Below are 24,742 nucleotides of genomic sequence, written 5' to 3'. Positions count from 1 at the left end.
CTGGCAAACGGAAGAGGACGCCATCGAACGAGGCGTGACACCTCCCTTCGAACTTCGATCCCGTCAAGGAAACCTCGCGCGGAACAAAGGCGCGCCAAGGGCGCGCCGCCGCGCATCGCCGGGCCGCCCCCCGGCCCGGCGATTTCGCCAAGCACGGCGCAATGCTGTCAGGTCTCGATGACGTGGCTGGCATAAACTGCCAATCACTTCCGTTGGATCGCCGCCCGCGGCCCAGCGCTGCGCGGCAGCAACCGACCCCGACCGCCAAGGCTTGCCACCCCCGCCCCCCTTTGCTTTAACCGGTCCGGCAACCCGCCCGGGAGGAAACCCATGGTCGATATCGCGACCCGTGTCTGGAACCACAAGTGGAAGATCGACCCGATCGTCCGCTCGCTCATCGACACGGATTTCTACAAGCTGCTGATGTGCCAGTCGGTCTTCCGCAACAAGCCCGACACGCAGGTCACCTTCTCCCTCATCAACCGCTCGACCGACGTGAAGCTGGCCGAGCTGGTGGACGAGGGCGAACTCCGCGAACAGCTCGACCATATCCGCTCGCTTTCCCTGACAAGGGGCGAGAGCACATGGCTGCGCGGCAACACCTTCTATGGCAAGCGCCAGATGTTCACGCCGGCCTTCATGGAATGGTTCGAGAACCTGCGCCTGCCGCCCTACCAGCTTGAAAAACGCGACGGGCAGTACGAGCTGACCTTCGAAGGCTCCTGGCCCGAGGTGATGCTCTGGGAGATCCCGGCGCTGGCGGTGCTGATGGAACTGCGCGGCCGCGCCGTCCTGCACGACATGCGCCGCTTCGAGCTCCAAGTGCTCTATGCCCGCGCCATGACCAAGCTGTGGGAGAAGGTCGAGCGCCTGCGCGACGTGCCCGGCCTGCGCATCGCCGATTTCGGCACCCGGCGGCGGCATTCCTTCCTCTGGCAGGACTGGTGCGTGCGCGCCATGTGCGAGGGGCTGGGGGAGAAATTCGTCGGCACCTCCAACTGTCTCATCGCCAAGAACCGCGATCTCGAGGCGATCGGCACCAACGCCCATGAATTGCCGATGGTCTACGCCGCGCTCGCTGACACCGACGACGACCTCGCCCGCGCCCCCTATGACGTGCTGTCGGACTGGCACGAGGAGCATGACGGCAACCTGCGGATCATCCTGCCCGACACCTACGGCACCAAGGGGTTCCTCGACCGCGCGCCCGACTGGCTGGCGGGCTGGACGGGCATCCGCGTCGACAGCGGCGACCCGGCCGAGGGGGCGGAGATCGCCATCGACTGGTGGAAATCCCGCGGCGAGGACCCGACCAAGAAGCTCATCATTTTCTCCGACGGGCTCGACACCGACAAGATCATCGACCTGCACAGCCGCTTCGCCGGGCGCTGCCGCCCCTCCTTCGGCTGGGGCACGCTGCTCACGAACGATTTCCGCGGGCTGACCCCCGACGACCGGCTCGCCCCCTTCTCGCTGGTGTGCAAGGCGGTGTCGGCCAATGGCCGCCCCACGGTGAAACTCTCCGACAACCCCAACAAGGCGATGGGCCCCGAAAGCGAGATCGCCCGCTACAAGCGCGTCTTCGGCGTGGGGGAACAGGAGGCGCTGGAGGTGGTGGTGTGAGCGGCGCCGTCTGCCTCACCTTCGACGATCTCTTCGCCGGAAGCTGGCACGCGGCGCGGCCCGTCTTCGACGAATTCGGCGCCCGGGCCACCTTCTGCGTCTGCAACCTGCACAACGCCAAGCCCCGGCAGGTGAAGAAACTGCAGGCCCTGCAGGCGGACGGGCACGAGATCGCCTTCCACTCCCGCACCCATCCCAAGCTCGGCCCCTACTTGCGCCGGCATGGCCTGGCCCATTGGCTGGAGCACGAGATCGACGCGGGCGTGGCCGAGCACCGGGCCCTGGGCTTTCCCGCGAAGAGCTTTGCCAGCCCGTTCCATGCCTTCACCGAGGAGACGCTGGCGGAGACCGCCAAACGCTTTGCCGTGACCCGCGCGGCCGGGCCGAAGAACCTGTCGGAGGCGGATATCCCGGCGCGCCTCTACCATGCGCCGGGGCGGCATAACGCGGTCGACTGCGTGGGGTTCTGCGACTTCCGGCACAACGCCTTTCCGGGGTGGGACTGGCAGGAGCGGCTGCTCGACCGGATCGCCGAGACGGGCGGCACGGGGGTCTTCGCCGGCCACGACATCAGGGCGCCGGGCAAGGGCTCGCAGTTCTTCTCGACCCCGGAGGATCTGCGGCGGTTCCTGGGGGCGGTTGTTGAGCGGGGGGTGGGGTTTGTGACGTTGGGGGAGGTGGGGGTGTAGGCCGGGCTTCAGCCCGGCATCCGACATCTTCTCACTTCGCTGCCTAAAACCGCTCATACGACGTGCATCGACCCACCGTCACTCCCCCTCACCCACAAACCGCAACGCCGCCATGTTCCGCCTCTCGTGAACGATCCGCAGAATCACGACACGCCCCGCTACCGTCTCATAGAAGATCACATGACGCCCAACCTGCATCGAACTGGCACCGGGCAATATCTCGGGACGTTTGCGCCCCATCTCCGGGTGATCCGCCACCCATGCGAACCTGTCGAACAAATCGCTTACATACCGGTCAGCCTGCGCTTCGCCCCATGTCTCGGCCGAGTACCTCCAGATCTCCGTCAGATCGCTCTCGGCAAGTGGCGACAGGTGAAACCGCCTCATTCAGCCCGCGAACGCATCTTGCCAAGAAACCCATCGAGGTCCGTCTCAACCGTTTCACCGGCCTCCACCTGCCGGTGGGCCGCCTCGACCTCGGCCTTCAGTTCCAGGAATGCCTTTTCGTTTTCTTCCAACATCCGCAACCCCGCGCGCACGACGTCACTGGCCGAGCTGTAGCGGCCACTCTCCACCGCGCGGGTTATGAAATCGTTAAAGTGGTCGCTGAGCACGACCGAGGTGTTGCGGGGCATGGGCGCTCTCCTTCGCATTTAATATACCAATCCTTGGTACATCCCGCAACGGAAGCGCCCCTCGGCGCATCCTCACTCCTCCCCCTCGACCCGTCCGCGCAGCGCCTTCACCTCCCCGCGCACCTTCTTCGCCTTCAGCCGCCGCTTCTTCGAGCCCAGCGACGGCTTCGTGGGGATGCGGCGTTTGGGCATTTCGCAGGCCTTCTTCACCAGTTCCGCCAGCCGGTCGCGGGCGATCTCGCGGTTGCGGGCCTGGCTGCGGGTGTCCTCGACCTGGATCAGCACCGCGCCGTCCTTCGTCCAGCGCCGGCCGGCCAGCCGTTTCAGCCGGCGTTTCACCGGGTCGGGCAGGTTGGGCGAGCGTTCGGCCTCGAAGCGCAGTTCGACTGCCGTCGAGACCTTGTTGACGTTCTGCCCGCCGGGGCCGCCCGAGCGGGTGAACTGCTCGGTCAGTTCCCAGTCCTCGATGGTGATCTGGCTGGTGATGCGCAGCATGGGGTCCTCTTGCTGTCGGGCCTTGGCACCGACGCGATACCGACAGAATACCGACGTGATACCGACGTCGGACATGGCCGAATTCAAAAGGGCCGCCCCGGCAAGGAAGCGGCCCTCTAGAGTTGTAGGAGGCGGTGCGGTTAGGCGCACCAATCCGGGGGCGTCAGACGCCCAGGGGCTGCCCTAGACGAGACCCTCCCGAACTGTTCCGTCACCTCTCTCCAATACCTCTATAGACACTGGATCACCTCCTTTCAAACTGTTGCCGTTATCCAGAGCCTGCCACAGATTTTCGCTTTGTCAAAACAAAATCATGTGGTCCGGCGCATCAGTGACCTCACGATGATGCGAAACGGCACTAAAGCGAGCAAAGCCAGTGCCAGCTTGACCATCCAGTCCGCCACCGCCAGCGAAATCCAGAGCGGCGCGACCGGGCCGAGGCCCAGCAGCGGCAGCGCCTCGTTGGCCCAGCCGACATCGTTGCCGGGCTCCAGCATGGTGAGGCTGGCGGAGAAGGCGATGGTGAAGAAAAGCGCGGTATCCACGGTGCTGCCGATCAGCGAGGAGACCATCGGCGCCCGCCACCACGCCCCGGCGCGGAGACGGTCGAAGATGGCGATGTCGAGCAATTGCGCCGTGAGGAAGGCGACGGCCGAGCCTAGCGCGATGCGCAGGGTGACGAGCGGCCCGAACTCGCCCGTGATCTGCGTGCCGATGAAGGAACAGGCGAGCCCGACGAGGAAGCCCGCGATGACCACGCGCCGGGCGGCGGCGCGCCCGTAGACCCGGTTCATCACGTCGGTCACGAGGAAGGCCAGCGGATAGGTGAACGCCCCCCATGTCAGCCACTGGCCGAACAGGAACTGCACCAGGATGTTCGAGGCCACGACGATCGCGGCCATGGCCAGGATGCCGGGAAGCAGGGTGTGTTTCATGACGTCGGACGATCCCTTCCGCAAGTCCCCTGCCGGGGGACCGGTCGCCCTTACAGCCTGCCCCGCCGGGTGGCAAGGCCCGCGCCTATTCCGAGGTCAGCACCGACACGCACTGCCCCGGCAGGTCGGCCATGGTCAGCTCGCGCCGCGGGTTGGGGCGCGGGGCGTTGGGGTCGGGCGGCGGCGGGTTGATGATGTTGCGCACCCATTCCTCCGCATCGTCACAGCCATCGCCGGCGGGCGGCGCCGCCTGGTTCTCGCAGTTCTTGGCGCCGCGCGGACAGCTCAGCCGGACGTGGAAATGGTAATGGTGCCCGTACCACGGCCGGATCTTGTTCAGGTAGGAGCGGTCGCCCGTCTCTTCCTTGCACATCCTCACCTTGGCGCCGGGGAAGACGAAGATCCGGGCGGTGCGCGGATCCTGCGCGGCGGCCTTGATGATCTCGTGATGCTGGCGCGTCCAGTTGTCGTTGGTATAGGCCCCGTTCGCCCGCCGCAGCGAGATCGAGGAGATGTTCTCGCGCTCGGCCCGGGTGAGGTTCAGCCGCTTGGGCGGCAGCATCCAGATATCGACGTCGAGCCCCATCTGGTGGCTGCGGTGCCCGGTCAGCATCGGCCCGCCGCGCGGCTGGCTGATATCGCCGACATAGAGGCCCTCCCAGCCCGGCTGCTGCGCCGCCTTCGCCGACAGTTTCTTGATGAAGTCGATGGTCTCGGGGTGGCCCCAGTTGCGGTTCCGCGACAGGCGCATCGCCTGCCATGTCGGCCCGGTTTCGGGCAATTGCACGCCGCCGGCGACACAGCCCTTGGCGTAGCTGCCGAAGGGCGTGGGCGCCTGTTGCGAGCCCTGCGGCCGGGCGCCGAAAAGCTGCTTGGCCTCGACGCCCTGCATCGAGGCCGGGATGTTCTGGGTCGAGAGGATCGGCTCGCTCGCCGCGTAATCCTGCGGCGCCGAGCCGCCACAGCCCGCAAGGCCGATGATGAGCGCGATCAGTTTGACGTGACGGACCATGTGTCGCTGTCCCCTTCTGCTTTCACCCAGCGTAGCAGGACGAGGCCGATCAGGAAAAGGAGAATTACCGGCGAGACGCCGATCCGCGCACTGCCGCTGAGGGTGGTGACAAGCCCGATCAGCGCCGGCGCCATGAAGGCCGTCGCCCGCCCCGAAAGACCGTAGAGGCCGAAGCTTTCGGTGGGGGCCGCCGGATCGGTATGGCGCACCATCAGCGTGCGGCTGGAGGCCTGCAACACGCCGCCCAGCCCGCCGATCAGCGCGCCGCAGCCGAAGAACACCATGTCCGGCAGGGCCGAGCCCGCTTCCAGCGGGATGCCGAAGAATTGGGCCCGGTCCATCCCCACCACGGTGAAGCAGACCAGCATCAGCCCGAGGATCGCCACGATGATCACCGGCTTTGGCCCGAAGGCCCGGTCGAACCGGCCGCCGACCCAGCTGAACGCCGCCGCCGAAATCGCGCCGACGATGCCGAAGATGGCCACCGAGATGATGGACCAGTTCAGCACCAGCACCGCGTAGGTGCCGCCGAACCCGTAAAGCCCGTTCAGCGCGTCGCGGTAGAACATCGACGAGCCGAGATAGACCGACAGGCTTATCCGGTGTTTCAGCGCCACGATCGACTTTTTCAGCAGCCGCAGCGCATCGCCCACCCCGCGCCCCTTGCGCGACGGGCCGGTATCGCGCACCCAGAGGAAATAGGGGATCATGAAGACCGCGAACCAGAGCGCCGTGAACGGCCCGACAAAGCGCGTGCCCTCGCGCGCCTCGGGGTCGAGGCCGAGGGCCGGGTCGGCGCCCAGCAGCGTCTTGCCGCCGTCGTCGAAGAACAGCGTCAGCATGATCGCCAGCGACACGATCCCGCCGACATAGCCGAAGGCGAAGCCGGAGCCCGAGACCGCGCCGGCCTCCTCCTTCGGCGCCAGCGAGGGAAGCTGCGAGTTGACGAAGATCAGCGCGTATTCCGCCCCGATGAAGCCGATGCCGAAGCAGGACAGCGCGAACAGCATGTTCGACCCGTCCGGTTCGGTCCACCAGATGCCGGTGGCGCCGACCACGTACATCACCGAGAACGCCACGATCCACGGAAGCCGCCGCCCGGCGGTATCGGCCAGCGCGCCGATGAAGGGCGCCCCGAACCCGATGATCAGCCCCGTCACCGTCAGGCACATCGACCACAGGCCTTGCGCCTGTGCGTCGGCCGCCTCTTCGGCCAGCCCGGCGTTCATGAAGTATTCCGACGCCACCGAGGCGAAGAACGGCCCGAAGACGAAGGTGACCAGCAACGTGTGATAGGGCTGGCTGGCCCAGTCGAAAAAGTACCAGCCCCAGATTCGTTTGCGTCGCGACGGTTCCGCCATGCCTGTCCCCAATGCCTTTTTGGCGATAAGACAGGCTCAGAGAGCGGCTTTCAAGTCAATCCTGCATCGGCGGCCACGGGCGCACGTTGTCGGCCTCGATCCACGCGGCCACCCACTCGGGCGCGGGCGGCGCCGCGGCCTCGACGCCCAGTTCGCCCATCACCTCGGCCGGTGGCACGATCCCGTCCTTGCCGGTCACGGCCGAGCGATAGACGATGTGGTTGGCGCAGTCGCCGCTCTTCTTCCACATCGACTGTTCGATATAGAAGAACCGCGCGTCCCAATACGCCAGCCGCGAGCGCATCTCGACCGTCTCGAAGGCCCGCACCCGGCGCCGGTAGCGCACGCTCGCCCCCGCCATGGTCAGCCCCCAGCGCTTGCGCCTGAGCACCTCGACCAGCCCGACGCGATAGGCCATCGGGATGCGGCCCAGGTCATAGAGCGTCAGCGTCCGACCGTTGTTCAGTTCCATCCACATGTCGATATCCCACGGCAGGCAGACATGCCGCGACACGTGCGTGCCGAACACCGAAAGCGGTGCCGCCTTGCGGTATTTCCACACCTGCCAGACCATGCGAATGAAGGGGTACATCGGGCGTTGCCTCCTGCGGTTTGCCCCTGACCTCTGCCTGCCTGTCCGCGACGTCAACCGAAACCCTGCGTCAGACTTGCGATTCCGGGGCTGCCCGCTTAGGTGTTGAGCGGTCGCAGATCGAGGAAGGTGCCGATGACGTCGATTTTACAGATCCTGTTTCTTCTGCTGGATATCCTGTGGTTCTTCATCATCGCCCACGTGATCATGAGCTGGTTGATCAATTTCCAGGTGCTGAACCTGCACCAGCCGCTCGTCGCGCAGATCTGGGACATGCTCAACCGCATCCTCGAACCGATCTACCGGCCGATCCGCAAGATCCTTCCGCCGATGTCCGGCATCGACCTCGCGCCGCTGGTGGCCCTGATCGGCGTCTACGCGATCCGGATCATCCTGGCGAACAACGCGGCGGCGTTTTACTGAGCCGGGTCTTGTTTACCGAATCTTAGTGTGAAAAGGTTCTGCGTAAGAGCAGACAGATAAAATTCTACGGGCCTTTTCATGCACAGCGCTGCCACGCTTCTGCACGATGTCTTCGGATTCCAGACCTTCCGGCCGGGGCAGGAAGAGATCGTTCACACCGTCGCCGAGGGCCAGAACACGCTGGCCATCATGCCCACGGGCGGGGGCAAATCCCTGTGCTATCAACTGCCCGCGCTGCTTCGCGAGGGGGTGACCGTCGTCATCTCTCCCCTCATAGCGCTGATGCGCGACCAGGTGCGCGCGCTGCGGGCGGCCGGGGTCGAGGCGGGCGCGCTGACCTCCGGCAATACCGAGGAGGAGACCCGTGCGGTGTGGGAGGCGCTGGAGGAAGGGCGGCTGAAGCTCCTCTACATCGCCCCCGAACGCCTCGCCGCCGGCTCCTCGATGGGGATGCTCCGCCGCATCGGCGTGTCGCTCATCGCGGTCGATGAAGCCCACTGCGTCTCGCAATGGGGCCATGATTTCCGGCCCGATTACCTGCGGATCGGCGAGTTGCGGCGCGCCCTCGACGTGCCGCTGGCGGCCTTTACCGCCACCGCCGATGCCGAGACGCAGGACGAGATCGTTCAGAAGCTCTTCGACGGCCAGACGCCCCAGACCTTCCTGCGCGGCTTCGACCGGCCCAACATCCACCTCGCCTTTGCCGAGAAGGACCGCCCGCGCCAGCAGGTCACCGCTTTCGTCGCCGCCCGCAAGGGGCAGTCGGGCATCGTCTATTGCGGCACCCGGGCGAAGACGGAAACGCTGGCCAAGGCGCTGCGGGATGACGGGCATAATGCCTGCCATTACCATGGCGGGATGGAGGCCGACGACCGGCGCCATGTGGAACACCGCTTCAGCACCGAGGACGGGCTGATCGTGGTTGCCACCGTGGCCTTCGGCATGGGGGTCGACAAGCCCGACATCCGCTGGGTGGTACATGCCGACCTGCCCAAGTCGATCGAGGCCTATTACCAGGAGATCGGCCGAGCGGGCCGCGATGGCGCCCCGGCGGAGACGCTGACCCTGTTCGGGGCCGACGATATCCGCCTGCGCCGCTCCCAGATCGACGAGGGGCTCGCCCCGCCCGAGCGGCGGCTGGCCGATCACGCGCGGCTCAACGCGCTGCTGGGTCTGGCCGAGGCGCTGGAATGCCGCCGCACCACGCTTCTGCGCTATTTCGGGGAGGACGCGCAGGGCTGCGGCAATTGCGACCTCTGCGACCGGCCGCCGGAGACGTTCGATGCGACCGAGGCGGTGCAGAAGGCTTTGTCGGCCGCGTTGCGGACAGGCGAGTATTTCGGCGCCGGGCACCTGATCGACGTGCTGACCGGGAACGAGACCGAAAAGGTCCGCGCCCGCGGACATGACGACCTGCCCACCTTCGGCGTCGGTCGCGATATCGACCGGCGCGGCTGGCAGGCGATCTTCCGGCAGATGATGGGCCACGACCTTGTCCGCCCCGACCCCGAACGCCACGGCGCGCTGCGCATCACCGAGGCCGCGCACCCGGTGCTGCGCGGCGAGGAGCCCATCACGCTGCGCCGCGACACGATGCAGAAGACGCCCCGCCGGCCCGCCGCCAAGGCGCTGGTGTCGGAGGAGGACGCGCCGCTTCTCTCGGCGCTGAAGGCCAAGCGCCGCGCGCTGGCCGAGGCGGCGAAGATGCCCGCCTATATCGTCTTCAACGACCGCACCCTGATCGAGATGGCCGAGCGCCGGCCGCAGACGCTCGACGACATGGCGAGGATCAGCGGCGTCGGCGCCAAGAAGCTGGAGCAGTATGGCGCGGGGTTCCTCGAGGTGATCCGGGGCGAGGCCGAGGCCATGCACCCCACCCGCCGCAAGCTGGCCGGGCGCGAGGCGGGGGAGCTGTACGACCGGCTTCTGGCCGTGCAGGCCGACCTGGCCCGGGGTGAATGCGGCACCGACAAGCCGCTGAGCTGTTCATCGTCGCTCCTCGCCCGCGTCGCCTCGGCCCGGCCGGGCACGCTGCAGGACATGGCGCGCCTTCTGGGCGAGAAACGCTCCGACAGGTTCGGCGCGGCGTTTCTGGACGTTCTGCAGATGGCGGATTAAGTCACCGGCAGCGGATATTACCTGGGGGATCAATCAATGCTGGTGGTGCTTTCGCCTGCGAAGAAACTCGACATGTCGGCGGTGGATATCCCCGCCACCGACCCGCATTTCGCGGACGACGCCGAGTCGCTGGCCAGGACCGCCCGCCGCCTCACGCGCAAAGACCTGCAGAAGCTCATGGGGATCAGCGAAACCCTCGCCAAGCTCAACGCCGACCGGTTCAAGGCCTTCGGCACGATGGAGACCAAGCCCGCTGCGCTGGCCTTTGCCGGTGACACCTATACCGGGCTCGAAGCCGGCTCTCTCGACCCCGAGGAGATGGACTACGCCCAGGATCACCTGCGCATCCTGTCGGGGCTTTACGGCCTGCTGCGCCCGCGCGACGCGATCGAGCCCTACCGCCTCGAAATGGGCAGCCGCCTGAAGACCCGGCGCGGCACATCGCTTTACGACTACTGGGGCGACCGCATCGCCAAGGCGCTCAACGAGCACGCCGACACGCTGGGCACCGACACGCTGGTCAACTGCGCCAGCCAGGAATATTTCGGCGCCGTCAAGCCGGGCGCGCTCAAGCTTCGCGTCGTCACGCCCGTGTTCATGGAGGACAAGCCCGAGGGCCCCAAGGTGGTCAGCTTCTTCGCCAAGCAGGCACGCGGCGCGATGGCGCGCTTCATCCTCCAGCGCCGCCTGACAGACCCCGACAGCCTGACCGGGTTCGACAGCGGCGGCTACCGCCATCGCCCGGACCTGTCGGAACCGGGAAAACCCGTCTTCGTCCGCCCTCAGCAGGCGGCCTGAACCCCGGCAACCGGCGGGCGCACCCCTGCCGGACAGGCCGCCGCGATTTCGGCGGTGATCGCCGCCTTGCTCAGCGGCTTGGACATGTAACGATCCAGCCCGGCGGCCAAAATCTCCGCCTCGTCCCCGCCCATGGCATGGGCCGTCATCGCCACGATGGGCACGTGGCGCCCGGTCTCCGCCTCGGCCTCTCGGATGCACCGCGTGGCGGCCTTTCCGTCCATTTCAGGCATGGAAATGTCCATGAAGATCAAATCCGGCGCGAACGCCCGGTGCTCCTCCACCGCCTCCATCCCGTTGCCGGCAAAGCGCAGCTCGATATCCAGCGCCGCCACCATCTTCGAAAACACCAGCCGGTTGGTCCGGTTGTCCTCGGCCGCCAGCACCCGCATCGCCCGGCCCCCGGCGGCCGGGGTGCCCGGCCCGCCGGCCGGTTCCAGCCCGCGCAGCGCCGTGAAGAAATCGCTCCTCTGCAGGGGCCGGGGCAGAATGCCATTCACGTACTCCCTGGCAGGATCCTGCTCTGCCACGCCCGGCTCGCGGCTCAGCACCAGCACGGGCGCCACCTGCCCCGCCGCCCGCATCGCTTCGGCCAGTTCCATGCCGTCCATCTCGGGCATCGTATGCTCGGCCAGCACCAGATCGACGGTTTCCGACAGGGCCGCCAGCGCCTCGGCACCGCTTCCCACGCTGAGCGTCGACAGCCCGAGCGCCGTCATCTGCCGCTCCAGCACGGCGCGCCGCGGCGCCTGCGGATCGACGACCAGCACCGTCCGCAACCCCTCCGGCAACCGCACGTCATCGGCCTCCAGCGCCTCGGCCGTCGGAAGGCGGAGGGTGAAGCCGAAGGTCGAGCCGACGCCCTCCTCCGACTCCACCCAGATCCGGCCGCCCATCATCGCGATCAACTGTTGCGATATCGCCAGCCCAAGCCCCGAGCCCTCGAACTTGCGGGTGTGCGCCTCGTCGACCTGGTTGAACTCGCCGAAGATGTGCTTGGCCTTGTCCGCCGGGATGCCGATGCCGGTATCCTCGATGCTGACATGCAGCTCGGTCATGCCGTCCGCGCCCTGCACCCCGGTGGCCCGGACGGTGACCTGGCCGGCCTCGGTGAACTTGACCGCGTTGCCGAGCAGGTTGGTCAGCACCTGCCTGATACGCCCCGGGTCGCCCACGAACCGGCCCGGCAGGAACATGTCGTATTCCACCGACAGCTCGACCCCCTTGTCGCGGCTGCTGGCCTGCATCAGGGTGACCAGCTCGTAGATGCAGCGCTCGAGGTCGAACGGTTCCTCGTGCAGGTCCAGCTTGCCGGCCTCGATCTTGGAATAGTCGAGCACGTCGTTGATGATCACCAGGAGCGCCTCGCCCGAGCTTTTTATCGTGTCCGCGAACAGGCGCTGTTCCTCGTTCAGCACCGTGTCCATCAGCAGCTCCGACATGCCGACGATCCCGTTCATCGGCGTCCGGATCTCATGGCTCATGTTGGCAAGGAACGAGGATTTCGCCTTGCTCGCCGCCTCGGCCTGACGCCGCGCGTCCTTAAGCTGTTCCTCGTAGCGCACGGTATCGGTAATGTTCAGCGCAAGGCTGACCACGTCGCCGCCATGCCCGCGCTGGTCGATCAGCTTGATGTACTCGCCATTCCAGAGCCGGATGACCTCGGGTTCCGGGCCGGGGCCCTGCCAGCGGTCGAGCATCGCCTCGCGCCATGCCGCCGGATCCTGCCGGCCTATGTCGACGATCCCCTCCTCGGTGACGATCTGCAGAATCTCGACATAGGCGATGCCCGGCTTCACCTCCTCCAGCCCGTCGAACACGGACAGCCACGACTTGTTCGCGGCGATCATCCGGCCGTCGGCGTCGAAAAAGGCGAACCCGTCCTGGATCGTCTCGATCGAGTGCCACAGCCGCCGCTCGGCGATCCGGATCTTCTGGTTCGCGGCGCTCAGGTCGGAGCGGAAGCGGGCGTTCTCGTCGCGCACCACCTGCACCTCGGCGCGGGTCTCGACGATCTCCTCGGACAGGGCCATGGCGTGCCGGCCCAGCTTGCGGTTCGCGGCATGAAGCTCGGCCTGCTTCTGTTCCAGCAGCCGCTCCGCCGCCAGCCGCGCGCGGCGCTCTTCGGCCAGTTTGTTGGCAAGGCTCATGGCCGGTCTCCGCACATCCCCCGGATAAGGCCGCCACCTTCCGTCAGGAACATGAACAAGGCGTTAACCTTTCATGTCCCCGCGTTGGAATCGTTGTGCAACGCCGAGCCGCGTGGCAACATGGGACGTCATTTGACCGGGAGGGTCCCATGCTCCGTTTCATTGCTTCAGTCATTCTGTTCACCATGGCCGCGACGCTGGCCACCGCGCAGGGCGCCGTTCCGGAACGGCGCGAGGTCGTCACCCTCGACACCGATTTCTACGGCGCCGACCTGCAGCCGCTTTTCGACACCACGCGCGCCGCCTGCCGCACCGCCTGTTTCGCCGATGCGAATTGCCGGGCCTACACGTTCAACTCCCGCTCCAACGCCTGTTTCCCGAAAAGCGCGGTGCAGGATACGCAGGCCTACGAAGGGGCCGTCTCGGCCCGTGTGATGAATACCGAGGCCGGCGTGCTGTCACAGGCCGGCGCCCGCGCCGCCGATCTCGATTTCCTCTCGCCCGGCGATCTGAACAACGCCCGCTCGCAGGCGCTCGACATCTCGTGGCGCCACCCCGGCGGCCAGTACGAACCCGCCGCCATGCTTTCGGCCGCGCAGCAGCAGATGTCGCAGAACGATTTCCTCAACGCGATGCGCTGGACCGGCGCCATCGTCGCCGCCACCGACGCGGCCGACCAGTGGGCCGAGTATGCCCGCCTGTCGATGCTGATCGACACCGACAAGCATTCCGAGCGGCGCCAGAACGCCAGCCGCGCGGTCGAGGCCGCCACCAACGCCTATCTTCGCGCGGGATCCGACCCGGTGCGGATCAACGCGCTGCTGACCATGGCCCCGGCACTGGAACGGCTCGACCGGGGGCGCGACATGGTCCATGCCCTGCGCCTTGCCGAAAGCATCCAGCCGCGCGACGACGTTCTGTCGGCGCTTGAAAACGCCGTCGCCAAGTACGGCTTCCGCATCACCGAGCACCGGTCCGACAATGAAAGCGCCAGCCCGCGCATCTGTGCCGAGTTCTCGGAGGACCTGATCCAGGCCGGCACCGATTACACGCCTTACGTCCGCCTGCCCGATGCCGGGCTGGTGGTGCAGGCCGAGGAGCGCCAGCTTTGCATCGACGGTGTCCAGCATGGGGAGCGCTACCGCGTCACCTTCCGCAAAGGGCTGCCCGCGGCAACGGGCGAGACGCTTCTGAAAGACGTGGAGATCACGCTTTACGTCCGCGACCGCTCGCCCAAGGTGGCCTTCCCGGGCCGCAACTACGTGCTGCCCAAGGCCGCCGATACCGCGCTGCCGCTGGAAACCGTCAACCTCGAGGAGGTCGACCTGATCCTGCGCCGGGTGAGCGACCGCAACCTGTTGCGCGCCATCCAGGACGATTATTTCGCCCGTCCGCTGGGCTATTACGAGGACTCGCGTTTCGCCGACGACATTGCCGAGGATATCTGGCAGGGCAAGGGCGAGGTGCAGAACGAGCTGAACCGGACGATGACCACCCGCCTGCCGCTGGGCGAGGTGCTGGCCGACCAGCCGCCGGGCATCTACACGCTGACCGCCCGCGTGCCGGGCGTTGACCTTTACGACGATGCCGGCGCGACGCAATGGTTCGTGCTGACCGATCTGGGGCTGACAACGCTCAAGGGCACCGACGGCCTGCACGTCTTCGTCCGCGGCCTCAGCGATGCGGCGGCACAGGAGGGCGTGACGCTGACCCTGCTGTCCCGCAGCAACCGGGAACTCGGCCAGTTGCAAACCGATGCCGACGGTCACGCCCTCTTCGCCCCCGGCCTGACGCGGGGCACCGACGGCGCGGGCCCCGCCATGGTTCTTGCCAAGCGCGGCGACGAGGATATCGCCTTCCTCTCCCTCACCGACCCGGCCTTCGACCTCTCCGACCGTGGCGTCGAGGGGCGGCAGCCCGCCCCGCCGGTCGACGTGTTCCTTGCCACCGATCGCGGCGCCTATCGTGCGGGCGAGGTGATCCATGCCACGGCACTGGCCCGCGACAGCGGCGCCGAGGCGGTGCAGGGCCTGCCGCTGACCGCCATCCTCAAGCGCCCCGATGGCGTGGAGTATTCCCGCCACCTCTCGGCCGAGGATTCCGCCGGCGGGCATGTCTTCACCCTGCCCGTCGCCGCCACCGCCCCGCGCGGCGCGTGGACGCTGGACATCAAGGCCGACCCCGACGCCGAGACGCTGGCCAGCCAGACCGTTCTGGTCGAGGATTTCCTGCCGGAACGGATCGACTTCGAGCTGTCACTGCCCGAGGGCGAGATCCGGCCGGGCGACAAGCCGCAGTTGACCGTCGATGCGAAGTACCTCTTCGGCGCGCCCGGTGCCGGGCTCAAGGCCAACGGCACCGTCACGCTGCGGCCCAAGCGGTCGCTCGACGCCTTCCCCGGCTACCAGTTCGGGCGGCATGACGAACAGGTCAACGCCCGCTCCGGCTATATCGACGGCGGCACCACCGGCCCTGACGGTATCCTCGTCACCCCCGTCGAGATGCCCGAAACCTCCGTCACCGACCGCCCGTTCGAGGCGACGGTGACCATGTCGGTGCGCGAAGGCTCCGGCCGCCCGGTCGAGCGCCAGACGAAACGGATGCTGGCCCCCGCCGGCCCGATGATCGGCCTGAAACCCTCTTTCGACGGTGTCGTCGCCGAAGGCACCGATGCCACCTTCCAGGTCATCTCCCTCGGCACCGACCTGTCGCCCAGGCCGATGCAGGTGACATGGACGGTGAACCGCGTCGAAACCCGCTACCAGTGGTACCAGGATTACGGCTCGTGGAACTGGGAACCCGTCACCACCCGCAAGCGCGTCGCCACCGGCGAGGCCACGCTGGGCGGGGACCCGGTGACCGTCTCCGCCCCTGTCGAATGGGGCCAGTACGAGCTGGTCGTCGAACGTACCGATGGCACCTACGTCGCCGCCTCCTCCGACTTCTACGCCGGCTGGTACGCCCCCGCCGACGCCTCCAGCACGCCCGACACGCTGGAGCTGTCGCTCGACAAGCCCGGCTATCGCTCGGGCGACACCGCGCAACTGCGCATCGTGCCGCGCTATGCCGGCACGGCGCTCATCACCGTCATGTCCAACCACGTGATCGACATGCAGGCGGTCGAGGTCACCGAGGGCGAGAACACCGTTCCGCTTGATGTCACCGACGAGTGGGGCGCCGGCGCCTATGTCACGGCGCAGGTGATCCGCCCGATGAACGTCGCCTCCGGCCACAACCCCGCGCGGTCGCTGGGCCTGTCCTATGCCAAGATCGAGCCCGGCGACCGGCAGCTTTCCGTCGCCATCGACGCGCCGGACATGTCCGACCCGCGCGGGCCATTGGATGTCACCGTGAATGTCGACGGCATCGGGGAGGGCGACACCGCCTATGTCACGCTTGCCGCGGTCGATCTGGGCATCCTCAACCTCACCGGGTTCGAAAGCCCCGATCCGTCGGAGTACTATTTCGGCCAGCGCCGCCTCGGCGTGGAAATCCGCGACCTTTACGGGCGGCTGATCGACGGGATGAACGGTGCAGAGGGGCAGGTCCGCTCCGGCGGCGACGCCTCGGGAAGCCAGTTCGACTCGCCCCCGCCGCAGGACGAGCTTGTCGCCTATTTCTCGGGCCCGCTCACCATCGGCCCGGATGGCACGGCGCGGGCCACGTTCGACATCCCCGATTTCAACGGCACCGTGCGCCTGATGGCCATCGCGTGGTCGCCCCGCGCCGTGGGTCAGGCCGAGCGTGACGTCATCGTGCGCGACCCGGTCGTCGTCACCGCCTCGCTGCCGCGCTTCCTGGCCCCCGGCGACCAGAGCCGCCTGCTCTTGGAGATCGTCCATGCAGACGGGCCTTCGGGTCGGATGGGGCTGGATGTGACCGCCGAGGGGCTGACGCTGGGCGATGCGATCCCGTCGGGCTTCGACCTTGGCGAAAAGCAGAAGGCCACCTTCCGCCTGCCCGTCACGGCGGGAGAGGTGGGGGATTACGACCTCCGCGTCGCGCTCTCCACGCCGGATGGGCAGCAACTGACCAAGTCACTCAAGCTCGGCGTCCGCTCCAACGATCCGGAGGTGGCCGAGACCCGCCGCCTCTCGCTCGCGGCGGGCAACAGCTTCACGCTGAACGAAGACGTCTTCGCCGAACTGAAACCCGGCACCGGAAGCGCCATCCTCTCCGCCGGCCCGCTGGCGAAGATGAACGCCCCCCAACTCCTGACCGCGCTTGATCGCTACCCCTATGGCTGTACCGAACAGGTCACGTCACAGGCCATGCCGCTGCTTTACTTCAACGCGGTGGCCGAGGCGCTGGGGCTGGGCGAGCAGGACCGCATCGACCGGCGCATCGGGCAATCCGTGACCCGCGTCCTTGCCCGCCAATCCACCGGCGGCGGCTTTGGCCTGTGGTACCCGGATTCGGGCGATTTCTGGCTCGACGCCTATGTCACCGACTTCCTGTCGCGCGCCAAGGCGAAGGGGCATGACGTGCCGCAACAGGCCTTCGCCATGGCGATGGACAACCTGCGCAACCGCGTCAACTATGCCCCCGATTTCGACGAGGGCGGCGAAGACGTGGCCTATGCGCTGATGGTGCTGGCCCGCGAAGGGGCGGCGCGGATGGGCGATCTGCGCTACTATGCCGACGTGAAGGCCGAGGCGTTCTCGACCCCGCTGGCATTGGCTCAGCTCGGCTCGGCGCTGGCCTCCTACGGCGACCAGACGCGCGCCGACCGGATGTTCGCGCTCGCCGTGCGCCGGGTCGTGGCGCAGGACGGGGCGGAAGAGCATGTCTGGCGCGCCGATTACGGCACCCGGCTGCGCGACCGCGCGGGCCTTCTGGCGCTGGCGGTCGAGGCGGGCAGCAACGTGGTCGACGCCTCGGCGCTGGCCGACACGCTGTCCGACGTGGGGCCCAACATGTCGACCCAGGAACAGGCCTGGACGCTGCTGGCCACCCAGGCGCTGATCGACGATCCGTCGCTGGCCGGGCTCACCCTCAACGGCGATCCGGTTTCCGGCCCGCTGGTGCAGAAGGTGCGCGCCGAGATGTTCACCGACCAGACCATCGCCAACACCGGCGAGCGACCGGTCGACATCACACTCACCACCATCGGCGTGCCCACCGTCGCGCCCGAGGCGGGCGGCTATGGCTATGCCATCGAGCGGAGCTACTTCGACCTCGACGGCGCGCCCGTCACACTCGACAGCGTGGAGACGGGCACCCGCCTTGTCACCGTCATCAAGGTCACCCCCTTCGAGAAGGGCGAGGCCCGGCTGATGGTCGACGACCCGCTGCCGGCAGGGCTGGAGATCGACAACCCCAACCTGCTGCGCTCCGGCGATATTCGCGCGCTCGACTGGCTCGAGCCCGCCGACGCGCGCCATACCGAGTTCCGCGCCGACCGGTTCCTTGCCGCCGTCGACTGGCTCTCGGACCGGCCGTTCGAGCTGGCCTATATCGTGCGCGCCGTCTCGCCGGGGGAGTATCACCACCCGGCGGTCTCGGTGGAGGACATGTACCGCCCGCAATACCGGGCGCATTCGGCCACCGGGCGGATGCGCGTGACCGAGTGACCGAGCAGGCCATCGCCACCGCCCGCTGGCGCGCGCTCGACCGCGAGGGGGAGGACGCGTGCCGCCTATGCCCCGCCGCCCATGGCTGGCTGCTGCTGGGGCACGCGCGGTTCCGTGACGAGGGCGGCTTTGCGGCGCTCGATTATGTGGTGCGCTGTGATGCGGACTGGCACACGCTGAGCGCCGACATCGCGGGGGTGCATGACGACCGCGAGGTGCGGTTCAACGCGCGGCGCGAGAACGGCCTGTGGCTGCTCAACGATACCGAGCAGCCCGGGCTGGACGGCGTGGTGGATATCGACCTGTCCTTCACGCCCGCCACCAACCTGATGCCCTTGCGCCGCCTGCTCGAAACCCGCGACGAGGCGCTTGAATCCTCGGCGGCGTGGCTGTTCTATCCCGAGCCGGCGCTGCAACGGCTAGACCAGACCTATGCCCGCACCGGCCAGCCCGACGTCATGTCCTACAGGGCCGAACAGACCGATTACGCGACCCAGCTCACCTATGACCGGGCCGGGTTCGTCACGCTCTACCCGGCGCTTTGGGAAGGCGAGGTTTCCCATGAGGGCTGACCGCCTGTCTCTCGCCCTGGCGCTCGCCTTGTTCAGCTTTGCCCTTGGCCGCGACGCGCTCGACCGCTGGGTCGATGCGACCGTCCTGCCCGTGCTGGTCACCGAAACCTCGACCGAGATGCGAGACCGGAATGGCGAGTTGCTGCGGCTTTACACCGTGGAGGATGGCCGCTGGCGCCTGTCGGTCAGCCCCGATGCGGTGGACCGGCGCTATGTCGAGATGCTGATCGGGTACGAGGACAAGCGGTTCTATCGCCATGCCGGCGTCGACCCCCGCGCCATGCTGCGCGCGGTGGGGCAGGCGCTCTGGCATGGGGAGGTGGTCTCGGGCGGTTCGACCCTGACCATGCAGGCCGCGCGGCTGCTGGAGGACAGCGGCACCGGGCGGATTTCCGGCAAGCTGCGACAGATGCGGGTGGCGCTGGCGCTGGAGCGGCGGTTCAGCAAGGAGCGGATCCTGCAGCTCTATCTCACCCGGGCGCCGTTTGGCGGGAACCTCGAAGGGGTCCGGGCGGCGACGCTGGCCTATTTCGGCAAGGAACCGAAGCGCCTGACCGCGGCCGAGGCGGCGCTGCTGGTCGCCCTGCCCCAGTCGCCCGAGGCGCGGCGGCCGGACCGGGACCGCGCCGCCGCCGGGGACGCCCGTGACCGGGTGTTGCTGCGGCTGGGGCGGGCGGGGGTACTGTCGGAGAGCGAGATCACCGCGGCGGTGTCGGAGCCGGTGCCCCATGCGCGCAAGCCCTTCCCGGCGCTGGCGCCGCACCTGACCGACCTTGCGCTGGCGGGCAACCCGGTGGCCCAACGGCACAGCCTGACCATTGACCGGACACTGCAGAAGAGCCTGGAATCGCTGGCAAAAGACAGCCTGCGCACCTTGCCCGAGGGGGTTTCGGTGGCGGTGGTTCTGGCCGATCACCGGTCGGGAGAGATCCTCGCCTCGGTGGGATCGGCCAGCTATGGCGCGGGGGACGGGCGGCAGGGATATGTGGACATGACGCGCGCGCTGCGCTCGCCCGGATCGACGTTGAAACCGCTGGTCTATGCCATGGGGTTCGACCGCGGGCTGGCCCATCCGCAGACGCTGATCAACGACCGGCCCGTGGCCTTTGGCGGCTATGCGCCGCAGAATTTCGACGGGGCGTTCCGGGGGGAATTGCCGGTGACGGATGCGCTGCGCCAGTCGCTGAATATCCCTGTGATCCTGTTGTTGAACGAGATCGGGCCGGCGCACCTGATGGATGCGCTGCGCAAGGCGGGGGTGCGGGCGGAGCTGCCGGGGGACCAGGCGGGGCTGGCGGTGGCGCTGGGGGGCATCGGGGTGACGCTGACCGACCTGGTGCAGCTTTACGCGATGCTGGCCAACGAAGGGCGGAGCCGGCCGCTTTACTGGCAGGACGGCCCGGAAACCCTTCCGGTTCAGGAGGTTATCAGCCGGTCGGCGGCGTGGCAGGTGGGCGATATCCTGGCCGGGCTGGCGCCGCCGCCGGGGGCGCCGCGGGGGCGGATCGCCTACAAGACCGGCACGTCATACGGCCACCGGGATGCCTGGGCCGTGGGGTTCGACGGGGCGCATGTGGCCGGTGTCTGGATCGGCCGGGCCGATGGTACGCCGGTGCCCGGCGCCTTTGGCGGGGAGCTGGCCGCGCCGATACTTTTCGAGGCATTCCAGAGGCTTAAGCCCGAGGCCGACCCGTTGCGCCCGCCGCCGCCGGAGACCCTGATCGTGTCGACGGCGGAGCTGCCGCAGCCCCTGAAACGCTTCACCGGGCGCGAGGCGGTGTTCCGGCCGGAGGAGGATGCGCCGAAGCTGATCTTTCCGCCCGCCGGGGCGCGGCTTCCGGTCGAGGGGGCGGGGCTGGCGGTCAAGCTGCGCGACGGGACGCCGCCCTTTACGTGGCTGGCCAACGGGGCGGCGGTGCTGACCGGGGTGCATCGGCGGGACACGGTGCTGGACGGGCTGTCGCGGGGATATTCCACCCTGTCGGTGATCGACGCCGAGGGGCGGGCGGACCGGGTGACGGTGTGGATCGACTAGATCGGCGATTCGAAGGTTAACGGCTATATTTTGAAGGGGTTCCGACGTCGGTATCACGTCGGTATTTCGTCGGTATCGCGTCGGTGCGGGGCCGGTATCGGGCGGGTGTGAATGTGGCGCGCGGTGGGTTGAGGCACAAGATGCGGGATTCGGCCTAGCGGGGCGCCCGGCCGAAGAGGGTGAGCCGCCCCGGCCCCTGCGCCGCGAGGATCAGCAACCCGCCGGCGATGGCGATATTCTTGACCATGATCGTCACCTGCCACGGGTCCGCGCGGAGCTGCCAGTGGAAATAGCTGGTGAACACGCAATAGGCGGCGAGGACCAGCGCCCAGCATCGGACGTAAGGCCCCAGCACGAGGCAGAGGCCGGCGACGATGTTGAAGGCCGTGACCGGCCAGACGAGCCAGCCGGGCAGGCCGATGCCGGTGATCATCCCGACCACCTGCGAGGGGTCGGAGAGCTTCTGCACCGCGCCGCCGAGAAACAGCAGCGCGATCAGCACCCGGCCGACGAGGTTGAGCGTGTCGGAGGCCGGCACCTCAGCCCTTGTCGCCCACGTTCTCGGCGAAGGCGGTCTTGAAGGCGTCCTGCTTCTCGGGCGAGGCATCGGTCTGGTAGTTGGCCTTCCACTCGTCCATCGTCATGCCGTAGAAGATCTCGCGCGCCTCTTCCTTGCCCATCTCGATGCCGCGCTCGTTGGCGGCCTCCTGGTACCAGCGCGACAGGCAGTTCCGGCAGAACCCGGCGAGGTTCATCATGTCGATATTCTGCACGTCGGTGCGCTTTTCCATCAGGTGCTCGCGCAGGGCGCGGAAGGCGGCGGCCTCGAGCTCGATGCGGGTCTGGTCGTCCATGATGGTCTCCTTATCGGCGGTTCAGGTAGAAGGCGGCACGCGACCTTACCGAGGGAGATGTGTCTTCTGCAAGGTGTGCGGCAAGGGCGTCCATGTGGGATGTGGCCTTTTCCCGGTGGGCAATCAAGCCGTCGGCAGCCACTTCCCGGACCTTGGGAGACCGGTCATGGGCGGCCGCGGAGAGGAGCGCGGGGAGGTCGCGGGCGACGGTGAGGGAACGGGTGTCGTGGGTCGGGATACGCTTGCGAAGGCCCATCGTCTTGTCCGTCCATTCGAAGCGGTGGCCGGTGAGCCAGCGCGCCTCGCCGGTGAGCAGCGCCGTCATGGCGACGCGGCGCACGCCCGGATGCGCGGCGTGATGGGCGAGGCGATGCAGGCTGGTGTCTAGCGGCGGGTCGCGAAGCAGTTGTTGCAGGAGAAAGCCCTGGCGGCCGGTCAGGGCCGTTTCCAGTATCTGGGCAAGAGAGGCCGCGACATCCGGGCGGGCAAGCGCATGACGCATCAGGCCCTGCCCCCTGTCGGACCAGCGTTGCAGGTGCGGCTCCATCTCCAGCAGGAAGAGAGCGGCGCCGGCGATGACACTCGGGTCGGTCTCGGGGAAGGCGCGGGCGGCATAGGCCTCTGCCGCAAGACGCACGTTCTCGACCCAGTCGTTCAGGCGATAGCAGATGGCGGCGAATTCGAAGGGCGACCGCGGCGGGCCGGGGAGCGCTTCAAGCGCTGCCTGGCGGAGATAGCCGTCACCGTGGAAGAGGAAGAGCCAGCCAAGGTCAGGGTACCGCGTGAGGCGATGGCGGTCACCTGAGCCGCCGCCACCGGGCCCGATGCGGTACCAAGGGGGCGCCTGGTTGGGAATTTCATCCACGGGACGAACCCAGGGTTCGTCCGGCTTGTAAAGCCGCCTGATCTCGTAGCCTCCGCGCGGCACAGCCGCGGGTGTGAGGTTGGCAAGGCCTTGTCTGTACGTGTCGATCTGCCCCGGGTCGACCTGGTCGCGGCGGCTGGCACAGCCAATCTCGTAGACTGCGCGTTGCACGGGTTCGGGAAGAACCGTCCAGCGGTGCTTGTGGAACACGTCGGGATATTGGCGCGGCGCTGACAAGGCGGGTTACAACATGCGCTTGAGGTAAGGCTGGTTCAAGTCGTCGAGCCGGACGGTGAGGCTGCCGACGTCGGGGAGATGTTTTTGCAGGTGGTCCATGGTGAGCTGGGCCAGTTCGGCGCGGGTGGCCTCGTCGCGGCCGGGGAGCAGGAGGAGGGTGGCGTGGGCGAAGCTTTGCGGTTCGACCCCGATGCGCGAGGCGGTGGCGGCGATGGTGCGGGTGCGGACGGTGTCGGGGGCGGTGACGGAGGGGGGGTTGGCGAAGGCCTCCCACAGGGTGTCGCAGAGGGCCTGCAGGTCGTGGGTAGTATCGAGGCCCTTGGAATGTTCGATGGTGATGTGGGGCATGGCGGTCTCCTGTTTGGGGGGAGTAAAGGCGGGCGGGGGCGCGGGGTGCAACCGGAAAGTTGGCCTGTGCCGGGGGGCGGCATGTGGTAGGATCGGGTCAGTCGTACAGGGAGGCGTCGATGGCCGGGCACAAGATTTACAGGATGAGTTTCGCGAGCGTCTATCCGCATTACGTGGCCAAGGCCGAGAAGAAGGGCCGGAGCAAGGCGGAGGTGGACGAGATTATCCGCTGGCTGACCGGGTATGATCAGGCGGGGTTGGAGGCGGTTCTGGAGGACGGGCGGGATTTCGAGGCGTTCTTTGCCGATGCGCCGGAGATGAACCCGGCGCGGGGCGAGATCAGGGGGGTGATCTGTGGCGTGCGGGTCGAGGAGATCGAGGAGCGGCTGATGCGGGAGATCCGGTACCTGGACAAGCTGGTGGACGAGCTTGCGAAGGGGAAGGCGATGGAGAAGATTTTGCGGTCGGGGTGAAGTGTTTCCTGCCCGGAACAAAGGCGCGCCAAGGGCGCGCCACCGGGCAGCGCCCGTCCGCCCCCGAGGGCGGGCGCTTTTGCGACGGGGCCATGCTGATCAGACGTTGGAAGTGGGCGGCACCATAAAGCAACAGTCAAAGCTGAAGCAGCGCCCACCCGCGGACGGGCGCTGCCCGGCGTTATACTCCCGCCGTCTCCGCCGCTTCCTCCAGGATCGGCGCGAGCCGCCTGCCCCACGCGACCTGGTCGGCCTCTTCCTCGATCAGGTCGTTGCGGACTTCCAAGAGGACGTTGGGCCGCTCATAGGCGATGGCGTGCCGCGCGATGGCGTCGCCGGGGAGGTGGCCGCCATAGGGTTCGTTCTCGCCGATGCAGAGGTCGGGCTCTTCCCTCAGGCGGGCCGTGAGCGGGCGGCTGAGGCGTTCGTCGGCGGCGTAGAGCACGCCCACGTGCCACGGCCGGGGCGGGCGGCCCTGAAGCTGGCGGGTGAAGCTGTGGACCGAGACGATGACGGTATCGGGCCGGCGCGCCGCAAGCTCGGCCAGCGCGGTGTGATAGGGCCGGTAGCAGCGGTTGAGGCGCAGCTCCAGCTCTTCCGCCCCGGCGTGGCGGTTGCCGGGGATGATCGTGCCGTCATAGAGCTTCATCAGCAGCGTCGGGTCATCCTCGCCCCGGTTGGGGTCGATCACGAGGCGGGAGAAATTGGTGGCGATGAAGGGGGCGTCGAGCTGTCGGGCCAGTTCGCAGGCCACGCCCAGGGCGCCCACGTCATAGGCGATGTGGCGGGCCATGTCGCCCTGCGCCAGCCCCAGCGTGCCGCCATTGACGAAAGGCGGCACGGTATTGGCGGCATGGTCGCAGGTCACGAGCCAGCGCGCAGGGCGGTCGGCCCCTTCGATCTCGAACGGGTGGTATGTCATCGGGGTGTCATGTCCTTTGCCCACCCTCTAGG

Annotated in this window: 22 protein-coding genes; 9 read left to right on the top strand and 13 right to left on the bottom strand. The window is 67.7% G+C overall.

Annotation, left to right across the window (positions count from 1 at the left end):
- Positions 1-330: 330 nt before the first annotated feature.
- Both pncB and ACO07J_RS19515 read left to right on the top strand, forming a co-directional pair.
- Positions 331-1,623, top strand: a complete 1,293-nt coding sequence (pncB, locus tag ACO07J_RS19520) for a nicotinate phosphoribosyltransferase (RefSeq protein WP_422032062.1) — start codon at positions 331-333, stop codon at positions 1,621-1,623.
- Positions 1,620-2,312 carry a polysaccharide deacetylase family protein gene (locus ACO07J_RS19515; protein WP_422032060.1) on the top strand — a complete coding sequence of 231 codons (693 nt, stop codon included), beginning with the start codon at positions 1,620-1,622 and terminating at the stop codon, positions 2,310-2,312. Before pncB ends, ACO07J_RS19515 begins: the two co-directional genes overlap by 4 nt.
- Before the next feature lie 78 nt (positions 2,313-2,390).
- Here ACO07J_RS19515 and ACO07J_RS19510 read toward each other — a convergent pair whose 3' ends face one another.
- From ACO07J_RS19510 to ACO07J_RS19480, 7 genes are all read right to left on the bottom strand, one after another.
- Complete coding sequence (locus tag ACO07J_RS19510; RefSeq protein ID WP_422032058.1) at positions 2,391-2,699, bottom strand: type II toxin-antitoxin system RelE/ParE family toxin; 309 nt, start codon at positions 2,697-2,699, stop codon at positions 2,391-2,393.
- Positions 2,696-2,947: a type II toxin-antitoxin system ParD family antitoxin gene (locus ACO07J_RS19505; protein WP_422032056.1), complete on the bottom strand. Its 252-nt coding sequence runs from the start codon at positions 2,945-2,947 to the stop codon at positions 2,696-2,698. The genes ACO07J_RS19510 and ACO07J_RS19505 overlap by 4 nt, the downstream gene beginning before the upstream one ends.
- 72 nt (positions 2,948-3,019) lie before the next feature.
- On the bottom strand, positions 3,020-3,442 hold the full coding sequence (gene arfB, locus ACO07J_RS19500; protein WP_422032054.1) for an alternative ribosome rescue aminoacyl-tRNA hydrolase ArfB: 423 nt from the start codon (positions 3,440-3,442) through the stop codon (positions 3,020-3,022).
- Positions 3,443-3,753: 311 nt separating this feature from the next.
- Positions 3,754-4,377, bottom strand: a complete 624-nt coding sequence (locus ACO07J_RS19495) for a queuosine precursor transporter (protein WP_422032052.1) — start codon at positions 4,375-4,377, stop codon at positions 3,754-3,756.
- 85 nt (positions 4,378-4,462) lie between these two features.
- Positions 4,463-5,389 (bottom strand): penicillin-insensitive murein endopeptidase, encoded by a 927-nt coding sequence (mepA, locus tag ACO07J_RS19490; RefSeq protein ID WP_422032050.1) that lies wholly within the window; start codon positions 5,387-5,389, stop codon positions 4,463-4,465.
- The gene (locus ACO07J_RS19485; protein ID WP_422032048.1) at positions 5,368-6,750 is read right to left on the bottom strand and encodes an MFS transporter; all 1,383 of its coding nucleotides are present in this window, start codon (positions 6,748-6,750) and stop codon (positions 5,368-5,370) included. Before ACO07J_RS19485 ends, mepA begins: the two co-directional genes overlap by 22 nt.
- Positions 6,751-6,805: 55 nt before the next feature.
- On the bottom strand, positions 6,806-7,342 hold the full coding sequence (locus ACO07J_RS19480) for an acyl-CoA thioesterase (protein ID WP_422032046.1): 537 nt from the start codon (positions 7,340-7,342) through the stop codon (positions 6,806-6,808).
- A gap of 135 nt (positions 7,343-7,477) precedes the next feature.
- Here ACO07J_RS19480 and ACO07J_RS19475 point away from each other — a divergent pair, with 135 nt between their 5' ends.
- The 3 genes from ACO07J_RS19475 (at position 7,478) to yaaA (ending at position 10,681) form a co-directional block, all read left to right on the top strand.
- Positions 7,478-7,765, top strand: a complete 288-nt coding sequence (locus ACO07J_RS19475; protein ID WP_300891906.1) for a YggT family protein — start codon at positions 7,478-7,480, stop codon at positions 7,763-7,765.
- A 78-nt stretch (positions 7,766-7,843) separates the two neighbouring features.
- Positions 7,844-9,883 (top strand): DNA helicase RecQ, encoded by a 2,040-nt coding sequence (gene recQ, locus ACO07J_RS19470; RefSeq protein WP_422032044.1) that lies wholly within the window; start codon positions 7,844-7,846, stop codon positions 9,881-9,883.
- Between the two features lie 36 nt (positions 9,884-9,919).
- Positions 9,920-10,681, top strand: a complete 762-nt coding sequence (gene yaaA, locus ACO07J_RS19465; RefSeq protein WP_422032042.1) for a peroxide stress protein YaaA — start codon at positions 9,920-9,922, stop codon at positions 10,679-10,681.
- On the opposite strand, the gene ACO07J_RS19460 is transcribed toward yaaA, so the two are convergent.
- Positions 10,666-12,831 (bottom strand): response regulator, encoded by a 2,166-nt coding sequence (locus ACO07J_RS19460; protein WP_422032040.1) that lies wholly within the window; start codon positions 12,829-12,831, stop codon positions 10,666-10,668. The genes yaaA and ACO07J_RS19460 overlap by 16 nt on opposite strands.
- A 149-nt stretch (positions 12,832-12,980) precedes the next feature.
- Between ACO07J_RS19460 and ACO07J_RS19455 the strand changes: the two genes are divergently transcribed.
- Genes ACO07J_RS19455 through pbpC form a run of 3 tightly spaced genes read left to right on the top strand, consistent with a single transcriptional unit; the run spans position 12,981 to position 21,011 of the window.
- Positions 12,981-18,404 (top strand): alpha-2-macroglobulin family protein, encoded by a 5,424-nt coding sequence (locus ACO07J_RS19455; protein WP_422032038.1) that lies wholly within the window; start codon positions 12,981-12,983, stop codon positions 18,402-18,404.
- Positions 18,401-18,976 (top strand): putative glycolipid-binding domain-containing protein, encoded by a 576-nt coding sequence (locus ACO07J_RS19450; RefSeq protein ID WP_422032036.1) that lies wholly within the window; start codon positions 18,401-18,403, stop codon positions 18,974-18,976. The genes ACO07J_RS19455 and ACO07J_RS19450 overlap by 4 nt, the downstream gene beginning before the upstream one ends.
- Positions 18,966-21,011 carry a penicillin-binding protein 1C gene (gene pbpC, locus ACO07J_RS19445; protein WP_422032034.1) on the top strand — a complete coding sequence of 682 codons (2,046 nt, stop codon included), beginning with the start codon at positions 18,966-18,968 and terminating at the stop codon, positions 21,009-21,011. The genes ACO07J_RS19450 and pbpC overlap by 11 nt, the downstream gene beginning before the upstream one ends.
- Before the next feature lie 154 nt (positions 21,012-21,165).
- Here pbpC and ACO07J_RS19440 read toward each other — a convergent pair whose 3' ends face one another.
- From ACO07J_RS19440 to ACO07J_RS19425, 4 genes are read right to left on the bottom strand one after another with little or no spacing between them, the layout of a single operon-like run.
- A complete protein-coding gene (locus tag ACO07J_RS19440) occupies positions 21,166-21,549 on the bottom strand; it encodes a DoxX family protein (RefSeq protein WP_422032032.1) in 384 nt (127 codons plus the stop codon).
- Position 21,550: 1 nt separating this feature from the next.
- A complete protein-coding gene (locus ACO07J_RS19435) occupies positions 21,551-21,865 on the bottom strand; it encodes a DUF1244 domain-containing protein (protein WP_422032030.1) in 315 nt (104 codons plus the stop codon).
- A gap of 10 nt (positions 21,866-21,875) precedes the next feature.
- Entirely contained in the window at positions 21,876-22,967 is a 1,092-nt protein-coding gene (locus ACO07J_RS19430) for a hypothetical protein (protein ID WP_422032028.1), read from the bottom strand.
- A 6-nt stretch (positions 22,968-22,973) separates the two neighbouring features.
- Positions 22,974-23,315 carry a 5-carboxymethyl-2-hydroxymuconate isomerase gene (locus tag ACO07J_RS19425; protein ID WP_422032026.1) on the bottom strand — a complete coding sequence of 114 codons (342 nt, stop codon included), beginning with the start codon at positions 23,313-23,315 and terminating at the stop codon, positions 22,974-22,976.
- A gap of 143 nt (positions 23,316-23,458) precedes the next feature.
- Here ACO07J_RS19425 and ACO07J_RS19420 point away from each other — a divergent pair, with 143 nt between their 5' ends.
- Positions 23,459-23,788: a DUF2200 domain-containing protein gene (locus tag ACO07J_RS19420; protein ID WP_422032024.1), complete on the top strand. Its 330-nt coding sequence runs from the start codon at positions 23,459-23,461 to the stop codon at positions 23,786-23,788.
- Positions 23,789-23,969: 181 nt separating this feature from the next.
- On the opposite strand, the gene ACO07J_RS19415 is transcribed toward ACO07J_RS19420, so the two are convergent.
- The gene (locus ACO07J_RS19415) at positions 23,970-24,710 is read right to left on the bottom strand and encodes an N-formylglutamate amidohydrolase (RefSeq protein WP_422032022.1); all 741 of its coding nucleotides are present in this window, start codon (positions 24,708-24,710) and stop codon (positions 23,970-23,972) included.
- Positions 24,711-24,742 lie beyond the last annotated feature (32 nt).

Origin of the sequence: Roseovarius sp. (assembly GCF_965228755.1) — a bacterium.
In the GTDB taxonomy this organism is placed as follows: Bacteria; Pseudomonadota; Alphaproteobacteria; order Rhodobacterales; family Rhodobacteraceae; genus Roseovarius.
Note: the sequence above shows the minus strand (reverse complement) of the source record. Positions and strands in the feature narration are given on the sequence as shown.